The following is a 13738-nucleotide window of genomic DNA, read 5'->3' on the forward strand; positions in this document are numbered from 1 at the left end:
CCAATAAATCAAGACAAAACTCCCCCCTACGATACCGATACTTATCCGGCATCGACCTAAAATCTCTGCAACAACATCGAATCTAGAAAAGTCCCCAACCCTTTTAGCTAGAGGGATTCAAGCTAAAAAATAAATAAAAACACAAAACTTTGAAAATATACTGTTATCTCCATTCAAAAATACTGCGATTTATCTCTTAACAAAAATAGTTTCACTAAAGAGCAATTCTACTTTTCAAATAAAGCGCATCAGAAGAATGGCAAGAGTGTAAAAATTATTTTTTATAAATTTATAAAAATACTTCTCAATAAATTAGCTGTTCTTATAAGCACAAATTTATGATTTTTTAACTTATAGCATAATGTAATAATGACGATTATCATGATAATCTCACTTTTTGTTGCGAGGTAAACTGTTTCAATATATTATACATCTCTTTGAAAGAAATCTGTCTTAAATATAATGATGCACGCTCTGTAAAAAGTTTTAACGTGCTCATCTTATCATCTTCATAAAAAGACAAAAGCGCGCCTATAAATAGTCTTTCGTTCTTCTCTCTTATATATCTGTTACCCTTCTATAGGAACAAAACATCGTCATTGTATTTTCACTATTGTATAAATTTTTTAATATCACAAACCGAAAAGAAGCTGTTTTCTAAACTCTTTCCTCTCACAGAACCCACTGTATTTTCACTGTTGTCCGTATCTTTTCTTCAACCAACAAATATTTCAGGAATGGCACTATATTAGCTTCTTTTTGAATCAATTTTGTTTGTATTGCTACCCGTCGTTCTTTTTATGAACCGTTTTATTTTTAATCAGAACAGTCTATTGATTTATAATGATAGTTTCTCGTTTTTCAGATCGAATAAGAGACTCGAAGATCGTGAGATCTTCACATTCCAAACTTGGTTATACAGCAGAAAATCAAAAAAGTTTTATTTTTTTTAAAGGCTGTTCATTCGTATCTTATGAAATTTCTAGATGTGCTTTTCAGTTTCGATTTTACGCTTTAAATGTAATTTTAAAAGTGGCAAAGTGGCTTCGACTTCTTCTATATCATTGAGGTTTTGAATAAGCTCTTGCAATCTTCCATAAAGCTCTGCTGCTAATTCCGCAACATCTTCAGGAGAAAGTGTTATTTTTGCATCATGATAGGTCGTATAAGCTAAATGTCCAAGCTTTTTCATCAGCCCAACAGGAATCGCCTGCGGTTTAAAACCAGCTGCTTTCGCCTTTGCCATATCTGAAAACATATCACCATTTCCCGTTACTAGCCAATCTAATGAAACACCACAAATTTCTTGATATTTGGAGAGCGCAGAGGCTGTAGGCTCACTTATACCAGTTTCATAAGTTCCTATAGAGCCAGCAGTGATACCAAGATGTTCAGCAAACTGCTTACGCTCTGTAAAACCAAGAGCCTGACGCACTTCACGAAAACGTTTTGCCAACTCAGTTTTAGGTTTTGCTTCCGGACGAGCCAAAAAAAACACTCCAAAATCAATATAATTGCTGACTAAATAATTATATTGATTTACATCTATCATTACTGCCCCTTAAGAAGAGCAGTTATCACATACATAACCCCACAAAAACGGATGTTACAGCATCCATTCAAGCAGGAGCGAAAATTATGACAATTACAAAAATGCAATCGCCGTGGTATTTTTCTGAGCTGCGCCCCTGTAATATAACCTTGGAAAAACTCAAGCCTATCAGAGGCTATTTTCCAGAGTCAAAAACATTTGGACACAGGCCAATGAAAAAACTAAATGCGCCCCTGCCAACTCTATCAGTTTGCATGCCAAGCCAATTCTTGCCAACTGCTTTCTCAAAAGTTGCAGTCATATTCTTTCAAAAGCAAAAAGCCTAATACGATTCTCTTCATTTCATGCTGTGTAATATACCACTGAAATCTTATTACAAAAATATGCTAATGCATTTCCCATAGGTTTTTATAAGGTAAAAAGTTTATCAATGTCTAAAAATCAATATAAAATAGGCAAAATAATTGGTATTCTACAAAAAATGAGATTATCACTCGTTATTAAAAAGTTAGACGTTTACAAACCCTGTTTGCTTATTTTATATATTAATAGCACTGATTTAGCTGTAACTGGCAATAGAGATTTCAGGGTGTTTGGTTTATCGTCAGAATACTCTTCCTCTACGCATATTAAAAGCCTTTTGGCAATGTATTTTAAATGCTATAAATTCTATAGTAAACACATTGCCATCCATATTTACAATTGGGCGCTTCAAAATCTTGGAGTAATAAAATCTTTAATAGGCTTTGATTTAAAAGCGCGTATTTTGCAGAAAATTGACAAAACCATGAGGTTCGTATACATGGCAATTTTAAGTGATGATAGTGGAGTGATACTTAAAAAAGCTGCATGGAAACCCGCAACGTTGAGGAATTAAGCATGACCTCTTTATGCGATAAAGAATTATCTGATACACTGGTTGGTCTTTATGACGACTATCAACGCGGTTTCGACATTGGAGAAGAGCTTAAACTGTGCGTGGATTTGGCGTTATCTCTTGAATTGGAACTCAGTATTCACCGTTTAAGTGAAACAGATGCTGTTTTAAAAAAAGAGATTGTGCAAACCTTGCATCGTCGTAGAAATACTCATTCCAATGAAGATGAAATTGATACAATTTTTCATATGGATTTTGAAAAACAAAAATAATACAATACTCTCCCCATATGATACGATATTACCTCATCGCTTTACTTTCTGCTACGCTTAGACAAAAAACTTTCAAGAAGATTTAAAGTGTTACGTTTTCGTCTTCTTAACAACAGTGAGATGAATTAAAGAAACGCATCAATTCTTTTAGATCATTATCAAAAAATAGAGAGTATTCTCTAGCATACATCAATTTATGCTTTGTTCATTAAGCACCAACTTTTACATTTTCTCAACTCTCCTTTAAAAGCAAAATATGAAATGTGCTGCAGCGTAAATGTTTAAAAATAGCGTATATTGACCACTCTTAAACGTAATTTATTGTTTTTCATGTTTATAAAACAGCACTATGAGTATTCCAACAAACGCAACAATGCTTTGAAAAAAATATATCGATTGAGGTGATATGTTACTATTATCGCTTGCCATGATGAGATAGACTCCGAGGATCAAGCATCCAGAGATACCATTAAAACTTGCCTGCAATCTTCCTTGGTATTCAGGATCACAAGAGAGTTGTGATAAAGAAATCGAAAGAGCCCAACTCGAAAGTCCAAATCCAATCATAAAGTAAACAGGAAAAACAACAAAATTGTGTGTATTAACAGATAAAATAGCGAGGCCAATAGCCATAAAAGCTAATAAAATGGCTAATGTTTTCCTTATGGATAAAACTTTACAAAGAAGTGGTGAAAAAAACGCACCTGTCAATACACCCATAGAATAAAGCACCTCAAATATTGCAAAGGTCCTGTTATCCGCATGTAAAACCTCTTGTATATAAGGAACGAGAATAACAGGAACGGTCATCAAAAGAGTCATAATAATCATCTGGCTTATATAAGGTACAACAAGAGCTGGATTCTGTTTAAAATAATGAAGGGATGCTGTATAATTTTCCCACCAATTTTGCTGGTTTTGTTTTTTAGATCTTCGGTTTTTAGGTACCTTCATTGCAAAATTAAATAAACCAGCAATGATAAAGGATATACCACCTATTAGAAGAGTTCCTTTTGTTCCTGCATAGGACAGTATAAATCCACTTAAGCCCATACCTACGATAGTGCCAAGTTCATAAACCATATCGATGGTTGCATTTGCATTGATGAGCTGTTCCTTCAGCACAATACTTTGAATTAAAGAAATAGCTGATGGCATATAAAAAGGAATAAAAATACCCAAAAGAGCAGATAAGACCATCAATTCAATTTCTATACCAAAATGCCAAAGCATTACCCAGCCCACGATTACCAAACCTCTCACAAGATTTGAAATAATAATCTGCGTTTTACGGTTATATTTATCTGCCAATATGCCAAAAATAGGCGCAAAAATAATGCCAGGCGTCCAAAGAAAAAGCATCATCAACGCTACACCACGGATTGAGCCCGTCTGATTGTAAGCGATCCATGACAATGTAATATAATTTAGTCCACTTCCAAATGTAGCAAATAAGCCGCTCAAAGTAAAATAGAGAAAAGTTCTATTTTCAAATAAAGCAATGCGTTCCTTCAAATTTGAAGTGAACATAAATTATCCTCTAAAATGAATACCAGTCGATATGCATGATACACCCTGTTTAAAAACAGGCATTCTTACAATTTTTATTTTAGATCATTAAATTTAAGAAAGCAAAATTTCTTTTTTGAGGCTTTTACAATCTTTGTGCTGTTTTATGATTAATTCTTCTATGAAAACGGAACATTTATGGACAAAAACAAAATTAATATTTTATGTGCGTTTTATTCAGAAGCTACACCTTTATACATCTGTGAAACAATTTTACGGTATGGAAGCTTCACTCACATTATTGTCCTTATTATTCTGTGCACTAAAATATGCTCGAGTATATTCCTCCATGTCGTTCTTCTATCACCACACTTCGTCTCTAAAAGAATAAACATACTATTATCCTCACAATAAATATTGCTAACTTTTCTACTCCCCTTCTCTAAATCTTTTAAAACAAGCCCATTACAGTTAGTTTTCTAATTAAAATATATAACGTGATATTTTTCCTGAGCAGTTAAATTATTGCAATCACATCTCTAAAGTTTCAGATTTAGAGTAAGAATACATAAAGGAGGATTTATCGTGGATAAATTGATTAATAAATGATTTTATTCATAATCAAAAAAACTTATCTATATGATGTCGTATTTGATGATGAATTAAAGAAACAGGAGTAGTTCCATCAATTGTTATAAACCGCTCATCTATTTCCGATAAAACGCGGTAAATGAAAATAAAATGTAATATGAGGTCTTGGAATAGATTGATTTAATTTAACGACACTTTCAACAGAAAGCTCTTGAGCATAAAAATAAGCAAGACTAGAATAAACATATCGATCGCTAATTAATAAATTTTGCGATGACGTTAAGGAAGGTTCAATAATTTCAAGCGTATATTTGCGTCTATCTGTCGCTGATAAGAGTGCTAAAAGCAACGGATCAATTGCTTTTCCATTATCTAAGTAATCTCTAATTTCTGGATTATTTCTATACCAATAACTGGGTTGAAAAGTTTGTATTATATGTTTTTCTGTTGAGTAATGGCGTGCAATTTCTTTTGTTTGTGTTGTCTTACCACTCCCATCAAACCCGCATAAGACAATAAAAGAACCAGAAAATTTCTTTGAAGACCACATGGAGTTATAAACTTTTTTATCAAGATACATTTTGTCTATATACTTTCCATAAGTTAAATTGTTTTATATCTGAAATCTCTTAATGTTTAATAAGGTGTTTTTTAACTCGTCTCTAAACAGAAAAACACAATACTCCCGCATTTTGTATAACTTATTAACTTTATGATAAATGGCGGTATATAGACTTAGTTTTAAGATAATGTTATATTTTAGACAACTTAAAATGAGATTAAGTATTTGTAAAAAATATATTTTTTTGTTCACACTCCATAACCTGTCATTTTTTGACGAATTCTAGTAGAGTTTCTGAGGATTACTCCTATAGCGTCGTGTAAGTGTATAGAAATGAGTTCGATCTCAGTATATTATTGTCCCTTAAGAGCTGCTACTAGATTGCGCTCCATAGGAAGATAATGAAATCAACTCTATCTTTTCTCAAACCACTGCCCTCGCTATAAGCATTTGATATCCGATCCCGTCAAAAAGCAGCAGAGCAATTCTTGGAAAACATCGCTGAGATATTGAAATATGCCTAGCAAAAGCGTTTGAATCAAATGTTTCACTATATTTTTCGGTATATTCATAAACTGAAACTAAGAATATTATAATAAGACCTCAAACAACGACGACGCCCAAATCAGCCGTAATAAAGCCTCCTAAAACTGAACCAATAATACCTTCTCCCTATAAAAAGACTACTATGTAAAGGCTTTAATACAATACCTTAGCGCTAATGCCATAAATGTTTCTGATAGATAACGAAGTTTATTGTCACAACAACATCTAACAACGGTCAATAGAAAAACCTAAACCTTGAGTATAAATGGAGGAAATCTTAAGAGTGCAAACACAGCCCTCCCAAGAACATAGCTATACTGGTCATTTAGCGAAGAAACTCCTCATTGGAAAAGCAACTCACAAGAGATACAGTAAAAATACCAACCGCCTCCGCTCTCAGTTTCTCCAAAATTAGCTATCGCTATGAGAAACGTTATCGTTCAAATCTGTATCATGCTTCTATCGAAAAAACTTGACATGCCTAACAACATATATATTAGCTTTTTGTAAAAATGTATAATTTATAGCATGTGTATTTAACATGGGGGGATAATGTGCACAAACAACTGATGTTTCGGTTTTATGGGCTTGTTGTCCTGCTGTATCTTTCTGATATGGTTTTATTTTTAAGTAATCTTTGGAATGCTTATCGCATAACATCCTCATCGGTTTTCCTGGGCGTAACCATGGCTTTGGGCACCCTTATGCCCTATCTTCTGAAAAAAAGCGGTCTTGTGCGCATTAAAGCCTCACTGCGGTTGGTCGATTTATACAAAAGGCGGATCATTATCTATAGCCTTCTTTTATTGATTGCTCTTTTCCATTACGCTGATTCCCCCTTTGGTTTTATCGCTGTCTCTATCTCTATCGGCTATCTCTCTTTGATTACCTTAAGCACACTCGAGACTTATAATACTAAACTAGCACTTAGTGGTTATATTAGCGCCCAAAAGGCTTCCCGCATTATGCAAACAGTGGTGCAAATTGGCGCATTTTTGGGAGCAGCACTAAGTGGTTATCTCTTAGAAGCGACCAGCCCTCGAGGGGCAGCGGCTGAAATCGGTTATAATGGTTTGATTGTGACACTTTGTGTATTTGACATCATTATAAGCCTTATAGCCGGATATATTATATTTTGCGATGAATACAACGCTACAGATACCACAGCACTTGCAACTGGTAAGAAGCCAGCACCTACACCGCAAGCGGATGAGCTCTCCCGTGAACTTAAACTTTTATGCGTCTGCATAGGACTTATTGGCTTTCATATTTGCGCTTATAATACGCTGGCAACCATTCTTTTTCAGAGTGTGAAAAATTTTGGCTCTGAATACTATGGGCTTTGCAGTGCGGTTGCGGGCATGGGCGCTTTTTTGGCTGCTTTTATCAAAATCCCTCGTTTTGAATTTATTCTCCCAGCCCTTATATTGAGCGTAGCTGATCTTATTTTTAGCACCACACAATCGCCCTATTTGGCTGTGGTCTTTTGCTTTTTTATTGGCTTTTCAATGAATACCATGCGAATTAATGCCCGCAAACATACGATTGAAGCGACCAAAACAGAGGCTCAAGCAGAGCTGGTGGGAAGCTATAGCGGCATGCTTTATACTCTCTCCCAGTCGGCAGGTTATGTCATTCTTGGTCTTCTTACAAGCTCTGCCCTTATGGGTCCTCAAGCAGCTGTTTATCTTCTGCCCCTTATAGGGTTGATAATCTTTATTTATGTTCTTTTCCTTTTATTACAGCGGAACAAAGTATGAGAAAACCTATTCTTATTGTCGACCCTTTCTCCACGGGTGCCCTCTATGGCCCTGCTTTGCAAAAATTAGGCTATGCTTGTTATGGTCTTGTCTCTCAAGCAGCTCCTTTTTCACACTTTATGCTTTCTTATCAGGGAAAGGGCATGGCAGAAGCGAAGCTTCATAGTGTAGATGAGATAAAGAAACGCTTTCCTATCGGCACGATAGAGGCTGTAATAGCGGGTGCCGAAAGAGGTATCTATTGTGCAGAGCAATTGGCGGCTTATTATGGTTGTCTTGGGAATAACCCCTTGACTACCGATTGGCGACGGAAAAAAGCAGCGATGCAAAAACGTCTTTGTGAAAATGGTTTATCTTACATCCGATCAAAAATTCTTACAAAAAACGATTGTACTCTTGATGGTTTTGAAAGCCACAGCGGCTATGTGGTAAAGCCAAATGATTCTGCAGGGAGTGATGGTGTTTTGTTTTTCTCTAATCTTGAGGAAGTAGTAACGTGGGCCTCTGAAATCGACTGGAAGAAAAAAAATATTTTTGGCGCACCTAACGAGGCCTATTTGCTTCAAGAAAGATTGGAGGGAGAGGAATACATCGTCGATGCCGTTGTAAAGGGAGAGGCTATAAAAATATGTAGTTTGTCACGATATAAAAAAGGTATTCATAATGGAAGTACTTTTGTTTATGAAACGCTTGATGTACTTGATTCTCAAGATCCCTCTTATGCCCCTCTTATCTCTTATGCAAAACAATGCATTCGCGCGCTGGGGATTGAATATGGACCTGCGCATATGGAAATCATGCAAACAGCTCGTGGTCCAGTGATGATCGAAGTAGGAGCCCGCCTCCACGGAGGAATTGCACCCACCTTGTTCGCGCATTGCTATGAAGATGGTTTACTTGAAAGCTCCGTTAACCTTATTGCAGGCGTGTTTTCGCAAACCCCAAGTCGCTTTAAGAAAAAAGGGCGTATTATCTTCCTTATCAACGAGATCGACGGTCATATTATAAAAGATGTTAACGTATGGCGGCAAAAGCTTCATTCTTGGGAAAATATGGTTCATTTTACGCTTTTTTTTAAAGAAAACGAGCCCCTCCCCCTAACCATCGATTTAAATACCTGCCCAGCTATTATAGCAATTTGGGGACACAATGATGATGAATTATCAGCTTTGGAGAGGATCATTCGTAGCAATTTCCTATAAAATACAGCAAGGGGAGAAAAACATGGATTCAGAAGCGCAATCAATTGAAAATATAGACAAATATTAAAAATGGAAGCAAGTCATTTTTAAAGAATTCAATGCAACCATGAATAACACAATTAGGCCTTTTCTGCCTATTCGGTGTAAATGGATACTCAAAAAATATGCTTAGATTTGGGTTCTACAACAAGCTGACCTCAAAAAATATAATGGAAGATCTGATAACTTATTGCGATAATTATAAAAGTTTTGGAAAGAACACATCTTTTGTTGCATTCGAGAAACCGACCCCATACAAAGTATCGAAGTTTATAGAGAAAAATTCTGGTCTACACTTAAAAATTTGCGAGATTTTGACAACCGAGAATGACCTAAGTATATACAAAAAATATGTACAATCGTCTATGGGAGTTCTGCTTTCATGGCGAACCTATGTTTATAGTTTGCAATATCCCGTCTCATATAAACAGAATTAAGTAAGTTCTATATTTATGTTAACTTTCCAACTTAAGTGTTTTTTCTAAGTCTTCTCTCTACAGAACAAAAAGCAAAAAATGCATTCTCCGCTGTAACAAAAAGACTTGAACCTTTTGATATTATAACAAAATCTCCTTTTTTAGGAAAATATGGCGAACCCCAAAATAGAGGATGGACGCAATACTTCCTGCAAGATAATAATATTGAATCCCCACCTTGCCCATATCATATAATGGAGCACGATAATGACTAAATTTTCTAAAATTAAATTAAATAAAAATATCTATGATATATTCAAAATGATGCTTCCAGAGCAAGGATCAATAGAGATACAAAGAGATTTTCCAAAAAAAATACACGATTGGCATATTCACCAGGTCGATGAAACTCTCTTAATTATAGAGGGAGAGTTAGATTTTTTCTATAGCGAAAAACATATAACCTGTACACCAGGAGATATTATACATCTACCTGCCAATACAAGGCACAAATCAATTGCGGCAGATGTAGGATGCATATATGCAATTGCTACAGAAAATCTCACTATTGGAGATATTAGAAATGGGTAACCGCACGCTCTTTAATGGATTCTTTCTCATACAGGATTTTATTCTTTTACTCCTGCTTCCCATAATGCGCCCATAGATTCTGCGGAAAATAAGGCTATGAAGTTTACGTCCTCTACCCAAACCAACATAGAAACTTTTCAGAAACCGCATTTTACAGTACAAAATAGAACGTTATTCTTTAGGAATAAAAAATGGATCAAGCTTAACGGATTAAACAAAAAGGAAATAATTTTGTTTACAGCTTTATTGTCGAGCATTCACGAATGGATTCTGGTATTATCTCTATCTGAAATTCCCTACAAGCATGAAGCAGAAAAGTTATCAAGCATATTTAGTATACCTAATGAAAACTGCTATTACCATGCGTGATGGCTCTAAAATGTAGATGGATTTGAATTTTTAAATAATTTTTAACTCTTGCATCACTTTATTTCCATACTTTTTAAATAATATTCAATAACTTAAGTAAAATAAATATTTTTATTTTGGGTTTTGTTGTGTTGTTAATCTAAAGCATGTGAAGAGAATATATTAAAGAATTAAAATATTTATATATCGAAATTGAAGATGTCCTATTTTACCCAAAAAAGAACTATTATGACATAGGTGAATTTAGCTATTAATCTTTTGTTGCCAACAAGTGGTAAAATGATGCTGAATGTAGAAAAAATTGCATAAGAACCTTTAACAAAAATGATTAAAATTTAGATAGAATTACAAGGTATAAAATAGAATTTATTCCATCAGCGCTGCAATTTTTTCTGGTTAATTTATTCTACCAATATCATTAAAGCTTTCTTCTAATGACATCGTCTATCATTGGAGGGAGATATATGATTGTTTTTCGAATTGTGACAGCACAGAAATTTCGTGATTTATTTTGTCCATTAAAAGATGTTTGTTAGTTGAGTAAGTTAAAAAATACATAGCATTCCGTATAATGTAGTGTGTATGTATAAAACTTCTCAGGGTGATCGTGTTATTTGGGAAAGATTTTACAGCAATTACGAGTATCTCTAGAATGAAAAGCACTGATTTTTAGAACAGAGAAAAACATTGATTATAACAGTTTATTAGGCTAAACGCAGAATATTATTCTAATAATTGATGGTTAATTGTAACGGGATAGTTTTTTGATAATCATAAAGAAAAAGGTATAGAGCGTGTTTCTTTTAGTTAAGGAAAAGTATTGCTCATTTTTCTTTCTAAAAGTAAGCAAATTCAAAGATAATTTTTTGTTCTTGTAGTGGTGAGAAAATAATTGTCGAAGTCAGTGAAGGGGAGATTCTAATAGATTGTTACAAAGTTTAATAAAAGTTGGAATACTTAAAAATTCTTAGTTCCTATGATGATTTAAGAATACCAGATTAGGATACGGAGAATTCAAGAGCTCAAAACTTTGTGATAATATTGGTTTAGAATTACATCTTGTTCATTCAGACGAGATGAGCCAATTATTATATGTCACAGAGACATATGGGTGGAAAATTTAAAAAAAGCTTATCCAGAATCTGACTTAAAGGTTATTGGAACTTTAGTAGTAAGATTGGCTTGGTCTCACGTTGCTCAAAAATTAGCAACCAATCTTGTTGTGACTAGACTAAATTTGGAAGATCTGCTCACTGAGCGTTTTTATAATATTATGAAATGATAAAAATATTAATATCTCTTCTTGTCTCGGACATGAAGCCGGTGCTATTTGTATTTATTATCCGTTGCACCATTGTCCGAAATATATTTTAAGTGGTTGTCACTTGAAATATGCCTTGGAAAATTATTTGGCAAGAGAGCGTACCTATATGTATTGGAAAGTAATTTCCTATTATTTGTCTCAATCTATGGGTACAACGCTGCCAAGTATAGAATTCATGCTGACAGATGACTTTCAAAAAATAAGTGCCTATAACGCATTTGAACTAAACTTTTATGAAAAACTGGAATTTAGTACCGAACCATATTCGACAATGGAGAAAATCATAAAATGGCTTGAGTCTCTGTTTAAGAGGGGGGAGGCTATTGCGTAATTCTGTTTTTCTTATGATTGTGATTGGTTGTTTGACGAGTTTTTGTGCTAGTGGTGTATTATCTATCGGCCTTTCTTTATTACAATTCCAAGATACAACTGGAGAAGCATCTGCTGCTTTAAATGTCGTTAATTTAATCGCAATTGGAATTGCTGGCTTATGTTTGGGAAACGTGTTGGTGCACTATCAAGGCTTTATAATTGGGTTTTATAGCCAAATTATTTGCGCTTGTTTATTGTCTTTCTTATTATTTATGAACAATCCAGTACTTATTTTATTTGTATTTTTTTTACTTGCTCTCTTGATGGGGGCTGATAACCCAAATAACAATAGTGCCTTGAATCAGCTGATTCCAGCTCCCAAACAAAAAGCTGGAATTTTTGCATTTTACACTAGTTGCTGTCAGTTTTTTGTTATTATATCCCCATTGCTTATATATTTTATAATTGCGCATTTGGGGCACAAAATAGCCATAGCCTTTATTGTATTTATCTATCTTTTGAATGCCTGCTTATGGTTTCGTATAAAGTCTATACAACAACTAAACAGAGCAAAAGAGCTATTAAAAAAGCCATCTCAAAAAGCTTATGGAGTTGGGTTCAGGTGCCTTTGGCGGATTTCTGCGTTGCGTTTTTTAACGATTAATCGTATTTTGAATAATTCTCTCTATACGGGGCCTATTGTTTTATTGCCACTTGTTCTTGCTTCTATAACATCAGATAATATAAAATTTACAGCTATTCAAAATTCTATTTTTGCTTTGTCAGCACTGGGTTTTGTGATCAATGGTCTTATCTCATCTTATTATTTACGGAAATTTCCATCTTTAATTCGTTTTTTTGTATGGGGGGCACCGGCTTTTGCCGTGATCGCAATCTCTTTTGTTTTATATTTAAATTTTACTCAATATTCCCTTTATATTATGGGTTTTTTATTAGGTATTGGGCAATTTTATTTTAGGATATCGGGAATAACAATTGGACAAGCTATCACACCTAGTGAAAATTTAGCCGAGGTGATTTTGGCAGGCGATGCCAGTGTACGCATCATAACAGCTTTATTCTCTATTGTGCTTTTATATGCAGGAAATTTTTTTTCATTTTCTATATTATACATCCTATGTGTATTTATAGGCTTTTGCGCCCCTTTATTTATTTTGCACGGACTATCTATTTACATACAAAGCTTAAAGATAAAAGAAAGCGCCACATGAATGATATTCAATTATTACGTCAGCCTTTTTTTGATTATCGTATAGATAAAAATTTTGTACAAATATTCATGACATTAATTTTAAATAAGCACATTGCGTGAGAAAAGCTGAGGTGTTCGTTACCTCTCATGTGGATAAAACGCATTTAGCCCGTTAAGCAACGAAATTGCAAATAGCACTATGATCACCATTAATTCTAAAAGCTCTACCAGAAGTTAGTGATAATGGCAAAAATCCTTTAATGATATTTGAAGAGATCGTTTATGCTAGATCAGGTTATCTCAAGATCGAGAGGAGAGGAGCTTAAAAAGTGTAAAATTCATGGAAATTCAACAACAATTTCTAGTTGTACATAATGACAGGTATAGATTGGCGCGAACTGGTCAATTGCAACAGCAAAAAATCCTGCAAATGCTGAGCTTTTTAAACTATGTCATATCAAGCATATGAAAGTTCGTTTTAAATTAATGGCGGGGTATTGACCCCCTTTGGGTTCGAATCCTCTACACCTACCATTGAGTTGCAGCAATAATCGTCCTGAAAGATAACAAAATCAAGGTTTTTGTTGCTACGGTACTGAGGGT

13 protein-coding genes and 1 pseudogene are annotated in these 13738 nt (G+C 34.4%); 11 read left to right on the forward strand and 3 right to left on the reverse strand.

The genetic code is table 11. The annotated features are described in order from the left end of the window. Positions 1-982 precede the first annotated feature (982 nt). Positions 983-1489: a helix-turn-helix domain-containing protein gene (locus ACFIL3_RS03890; protein WP_375636442.1), complete on the reverse strand. Its 507-nt coding sequence runs from the start codon at positions 1487-1489 to the stop codon at positions 983-985. Between the two features lie 149 nt (positions 1490-1638). Here ACFIL3_RS03890 and ACFIL3_RS03895 point away from each other — a divergent pair, with 149 nt between their 5' ends. From ACFIL3_RS03895 to ACFIL3_RS03905, 3 genes are all read left to right on the forward strand, one after another. Beyond that, positions 1639-1878 (forward strand): hypothetical protein, encoded by a 240-nt coding sequence (locus tag ACFIL3_RS03895; protein ID WP_375612875.1) that lies wholly within the window; start codon positions 1639-1641, stop codon positions 1876-1878. Between the two features lie 104 nt (positions 1879-1982). Then, the gene (locus ACFIL3_RS03900; RefSeq protein WP_375612874.1) at positions 1983-2429 is read left to right on the forward strand and encodes a hypothetical protein; all 447 of its coding nucleotides are present in this window, start codon (positions 1983-1985) and stop codon (positions 2427-2429) included. A gap of 2 nt (positions 2430-2431) precedes the next feature. After that, a complete protein-coding gene (locus tag ACFIL3_RS03905; RefSeq protein WP_012754562.1) occupies positions 2432-2701 on the forward strand; it encodes a hypothetical protein in 270 nt (89 codons plus the stop codon). A 318-nt stretch (positions 2702-3019) separates the two neighbouring features. Here ACFIL3_RS03905 and ACFIL3_RS03910 read toward each other — a convergent pair whose 3' ends face one another. Beyond that, positions 3020-4231, reverse strand: a complete 1212-nt coding sequence (locus tag ACFIL3_RS03910; RefSeq protein WP_375681854.1) for an MFS transporter — start codon at positions 4229-4231, stop codon at positions 3020-3022. A gap of 682 nt (positions 4232-4913) precedes the next feature. Next, positions 4914-5381, reverse strand: coding sequence for a dTMP kinase (locus tag ACFIL3_RS03915; protein WP_375675413.1), 468 nt, complete (start codon positions 5379-5381; stop codon positions 4914-4916). A gap of 1097 nt (positions 5382-6478) precedes the next feature. Here ACFIL3_RS03915 and ACFIL3_RS03920 point away from each other — a divergent pair. From ACFIL3_RS03920 to ACFIL3_RS03955, 8 genes and pseudogenes are all read left to right on the forward strand, one after another. After that, on the forward strand, positions 6479-7669 hold the full coding sequence (locus ACFIL3_RS03920; RefSeq protein WP_375638180.1) for a hypothetical protein: 1191 nt from the start codon (positions 6479-6481) through the stop codon (positions 7667-7669). Next, on the forward strand, positions 7666-8871 hold the full coding sequence (locus ACFIL3_RS03925) for an ATP-grasp domain-containing protein (RefSeq protein WP_375681855.1): 1206 nt from the start codon (positions 7666-7668) through the stop codon (positions 8869-8871). The genes ACFIL3_RS03920 and ACFIL3_RS03925 overlap by 4 nt, the downstream gene beginning before the upstream one ends. 164 nt (positions 8872-9035) lie before the next feature. Next, positions 9036-9110 (forward strand): annotated as a pseudogene (locus tag ACFIL3_RS03930) (YqcI/YcgG family protein); the annotation flags it as partial. Positions 9111-9261: 151 nt separating this feature from the next. Then, complete coding sequence (locus ACFIL3_RS03935) at positions 9262-9351, forward strand: YqcI/YcgG family protein (RefSeq protein WP_375612870.1); 90 nt, start codon at positions 9262-9264, stop codon at positions 9349-9351. Between the two features lie 31 nt (positions 9352-9382). Further along, a complete protein-coding gene (locus tag ACFIL3_RS03940; protein WP_375681856.1) occupies positions 9383-9601 on the forward strand; it encodes a YqcI/YcgG family protein in 219 nt (72 codons plus the stop codon). After that, the gene (locus ACFIL3_RS03945; protein ID WP_375612868.1) at positions 9594-9917 is read left to right on the forward strand and encodes a cupin domain-containing protein; all 324 of its coding nucleotides are present in this window, start codon (positions 9594-9596) and stop codon (positions 9915-9917) included. The genes ACFIL3_RS03940 and ACFIL3_RS03945 overlap by 8 nt, the downstream gene beginning before the upstream one ends. Positions 9918-11397: 1480 nt before the next feature. Further along, positions 11398-11568, forward strand: coding sequence for a hypothetical protein (locus tag ACFIL3_RS03950; protein ID WP_375612867.1), 171 nt, complete (start codon positions 11398-11400; stop codon positions 11566-11568). Positions 11569-11933: 365 nt separating this feature from the next. Beyond that, positions 11934-13154, forward strand: coding sequence for an MFS transporter (locus ACFIL3_RS03955; protein ID WP_375612866.1), 1221 nt, complete (start codon positions 11934-11936; stop codon positions 13152-13154). Positions 13155-13738: the final 584 nt, after the last annotated feature.

Origin of the sequence: Bartonella sp. CE47NXGY, assembly GCF_042195415.1 — a bacterium.
Classification (GTDB): Bacteria; Pseudomonadota; Alphaproteobacteria; order Rhizobiales; family Rhizobiaceae; genus Bartonella.

Bases quoted from the DNA above. Each gene is read 5' to 3' on its own strand.
- ACFIL3_RS03895 (WP_375612875.1), top strand. From the start codon at position 1,639: ATGACAATTACAAAAATGCAATCGCCGTGGTATTTTTCTGAGCTGCGC.
- ACFIL3_RS03900 (WP_375612874.1), top strand. From the start codon at position 1,983: ATGTCTAAAAATCAATATAAAATAGGCAAAATAATTGGTATTCTACAA.
- ACFIL3_RS03905 (WP_012754562.1), top strand. From the start codon at position 2,432: ATGACCTCTTTATGCGATAAAGAATTATCTGATACACTGGTTGGTCTT.
- ACFIL3_RS03910 (WP_375681854.1), bottom strand. From the start codon at position 4,231: ATGTTCACTTCAAATTTGAAGGAACGCATTGCTTTATTTGAAAATAGA.
- ACFIL3_RS03915 (WP_375675413.1), bottom strand. From the start codon at position 5,381: ATGTATCTTGATAAAAAAGTTTATAACTCCATGTGGTCTTCAAAGAAA.
- ACFIL3_RS03920 (WP_375638180.1), top strand. From the start codon at position 6,479: ATGTTTCGGTTTTATGGGCTTGTTGTCCTGCTGTATCTTTCTGATATG.
- ACFIL3_RS03925 (WP_375681855.1), top strand. From the start codon at position 7,666: ATGAGAAAACCTATTCTTATTGTCGACCCTTTCTCCACGGGTGCCCTC.
- ACFIL3_RS03935 (WP_375612870.1), top strand. From the start codon at position 9,262: ATGTACAATCGTCTATGGGAGTTCTGCTTTCATGGCGAACCTATGTTT.
- ACFIL3_RS03945 (WP_375612868.1), top strand. From the start codon at position 9,594: ATGACTAAATTTTCTAAAATTAAATTAAATAAAAATATCTATGATATA.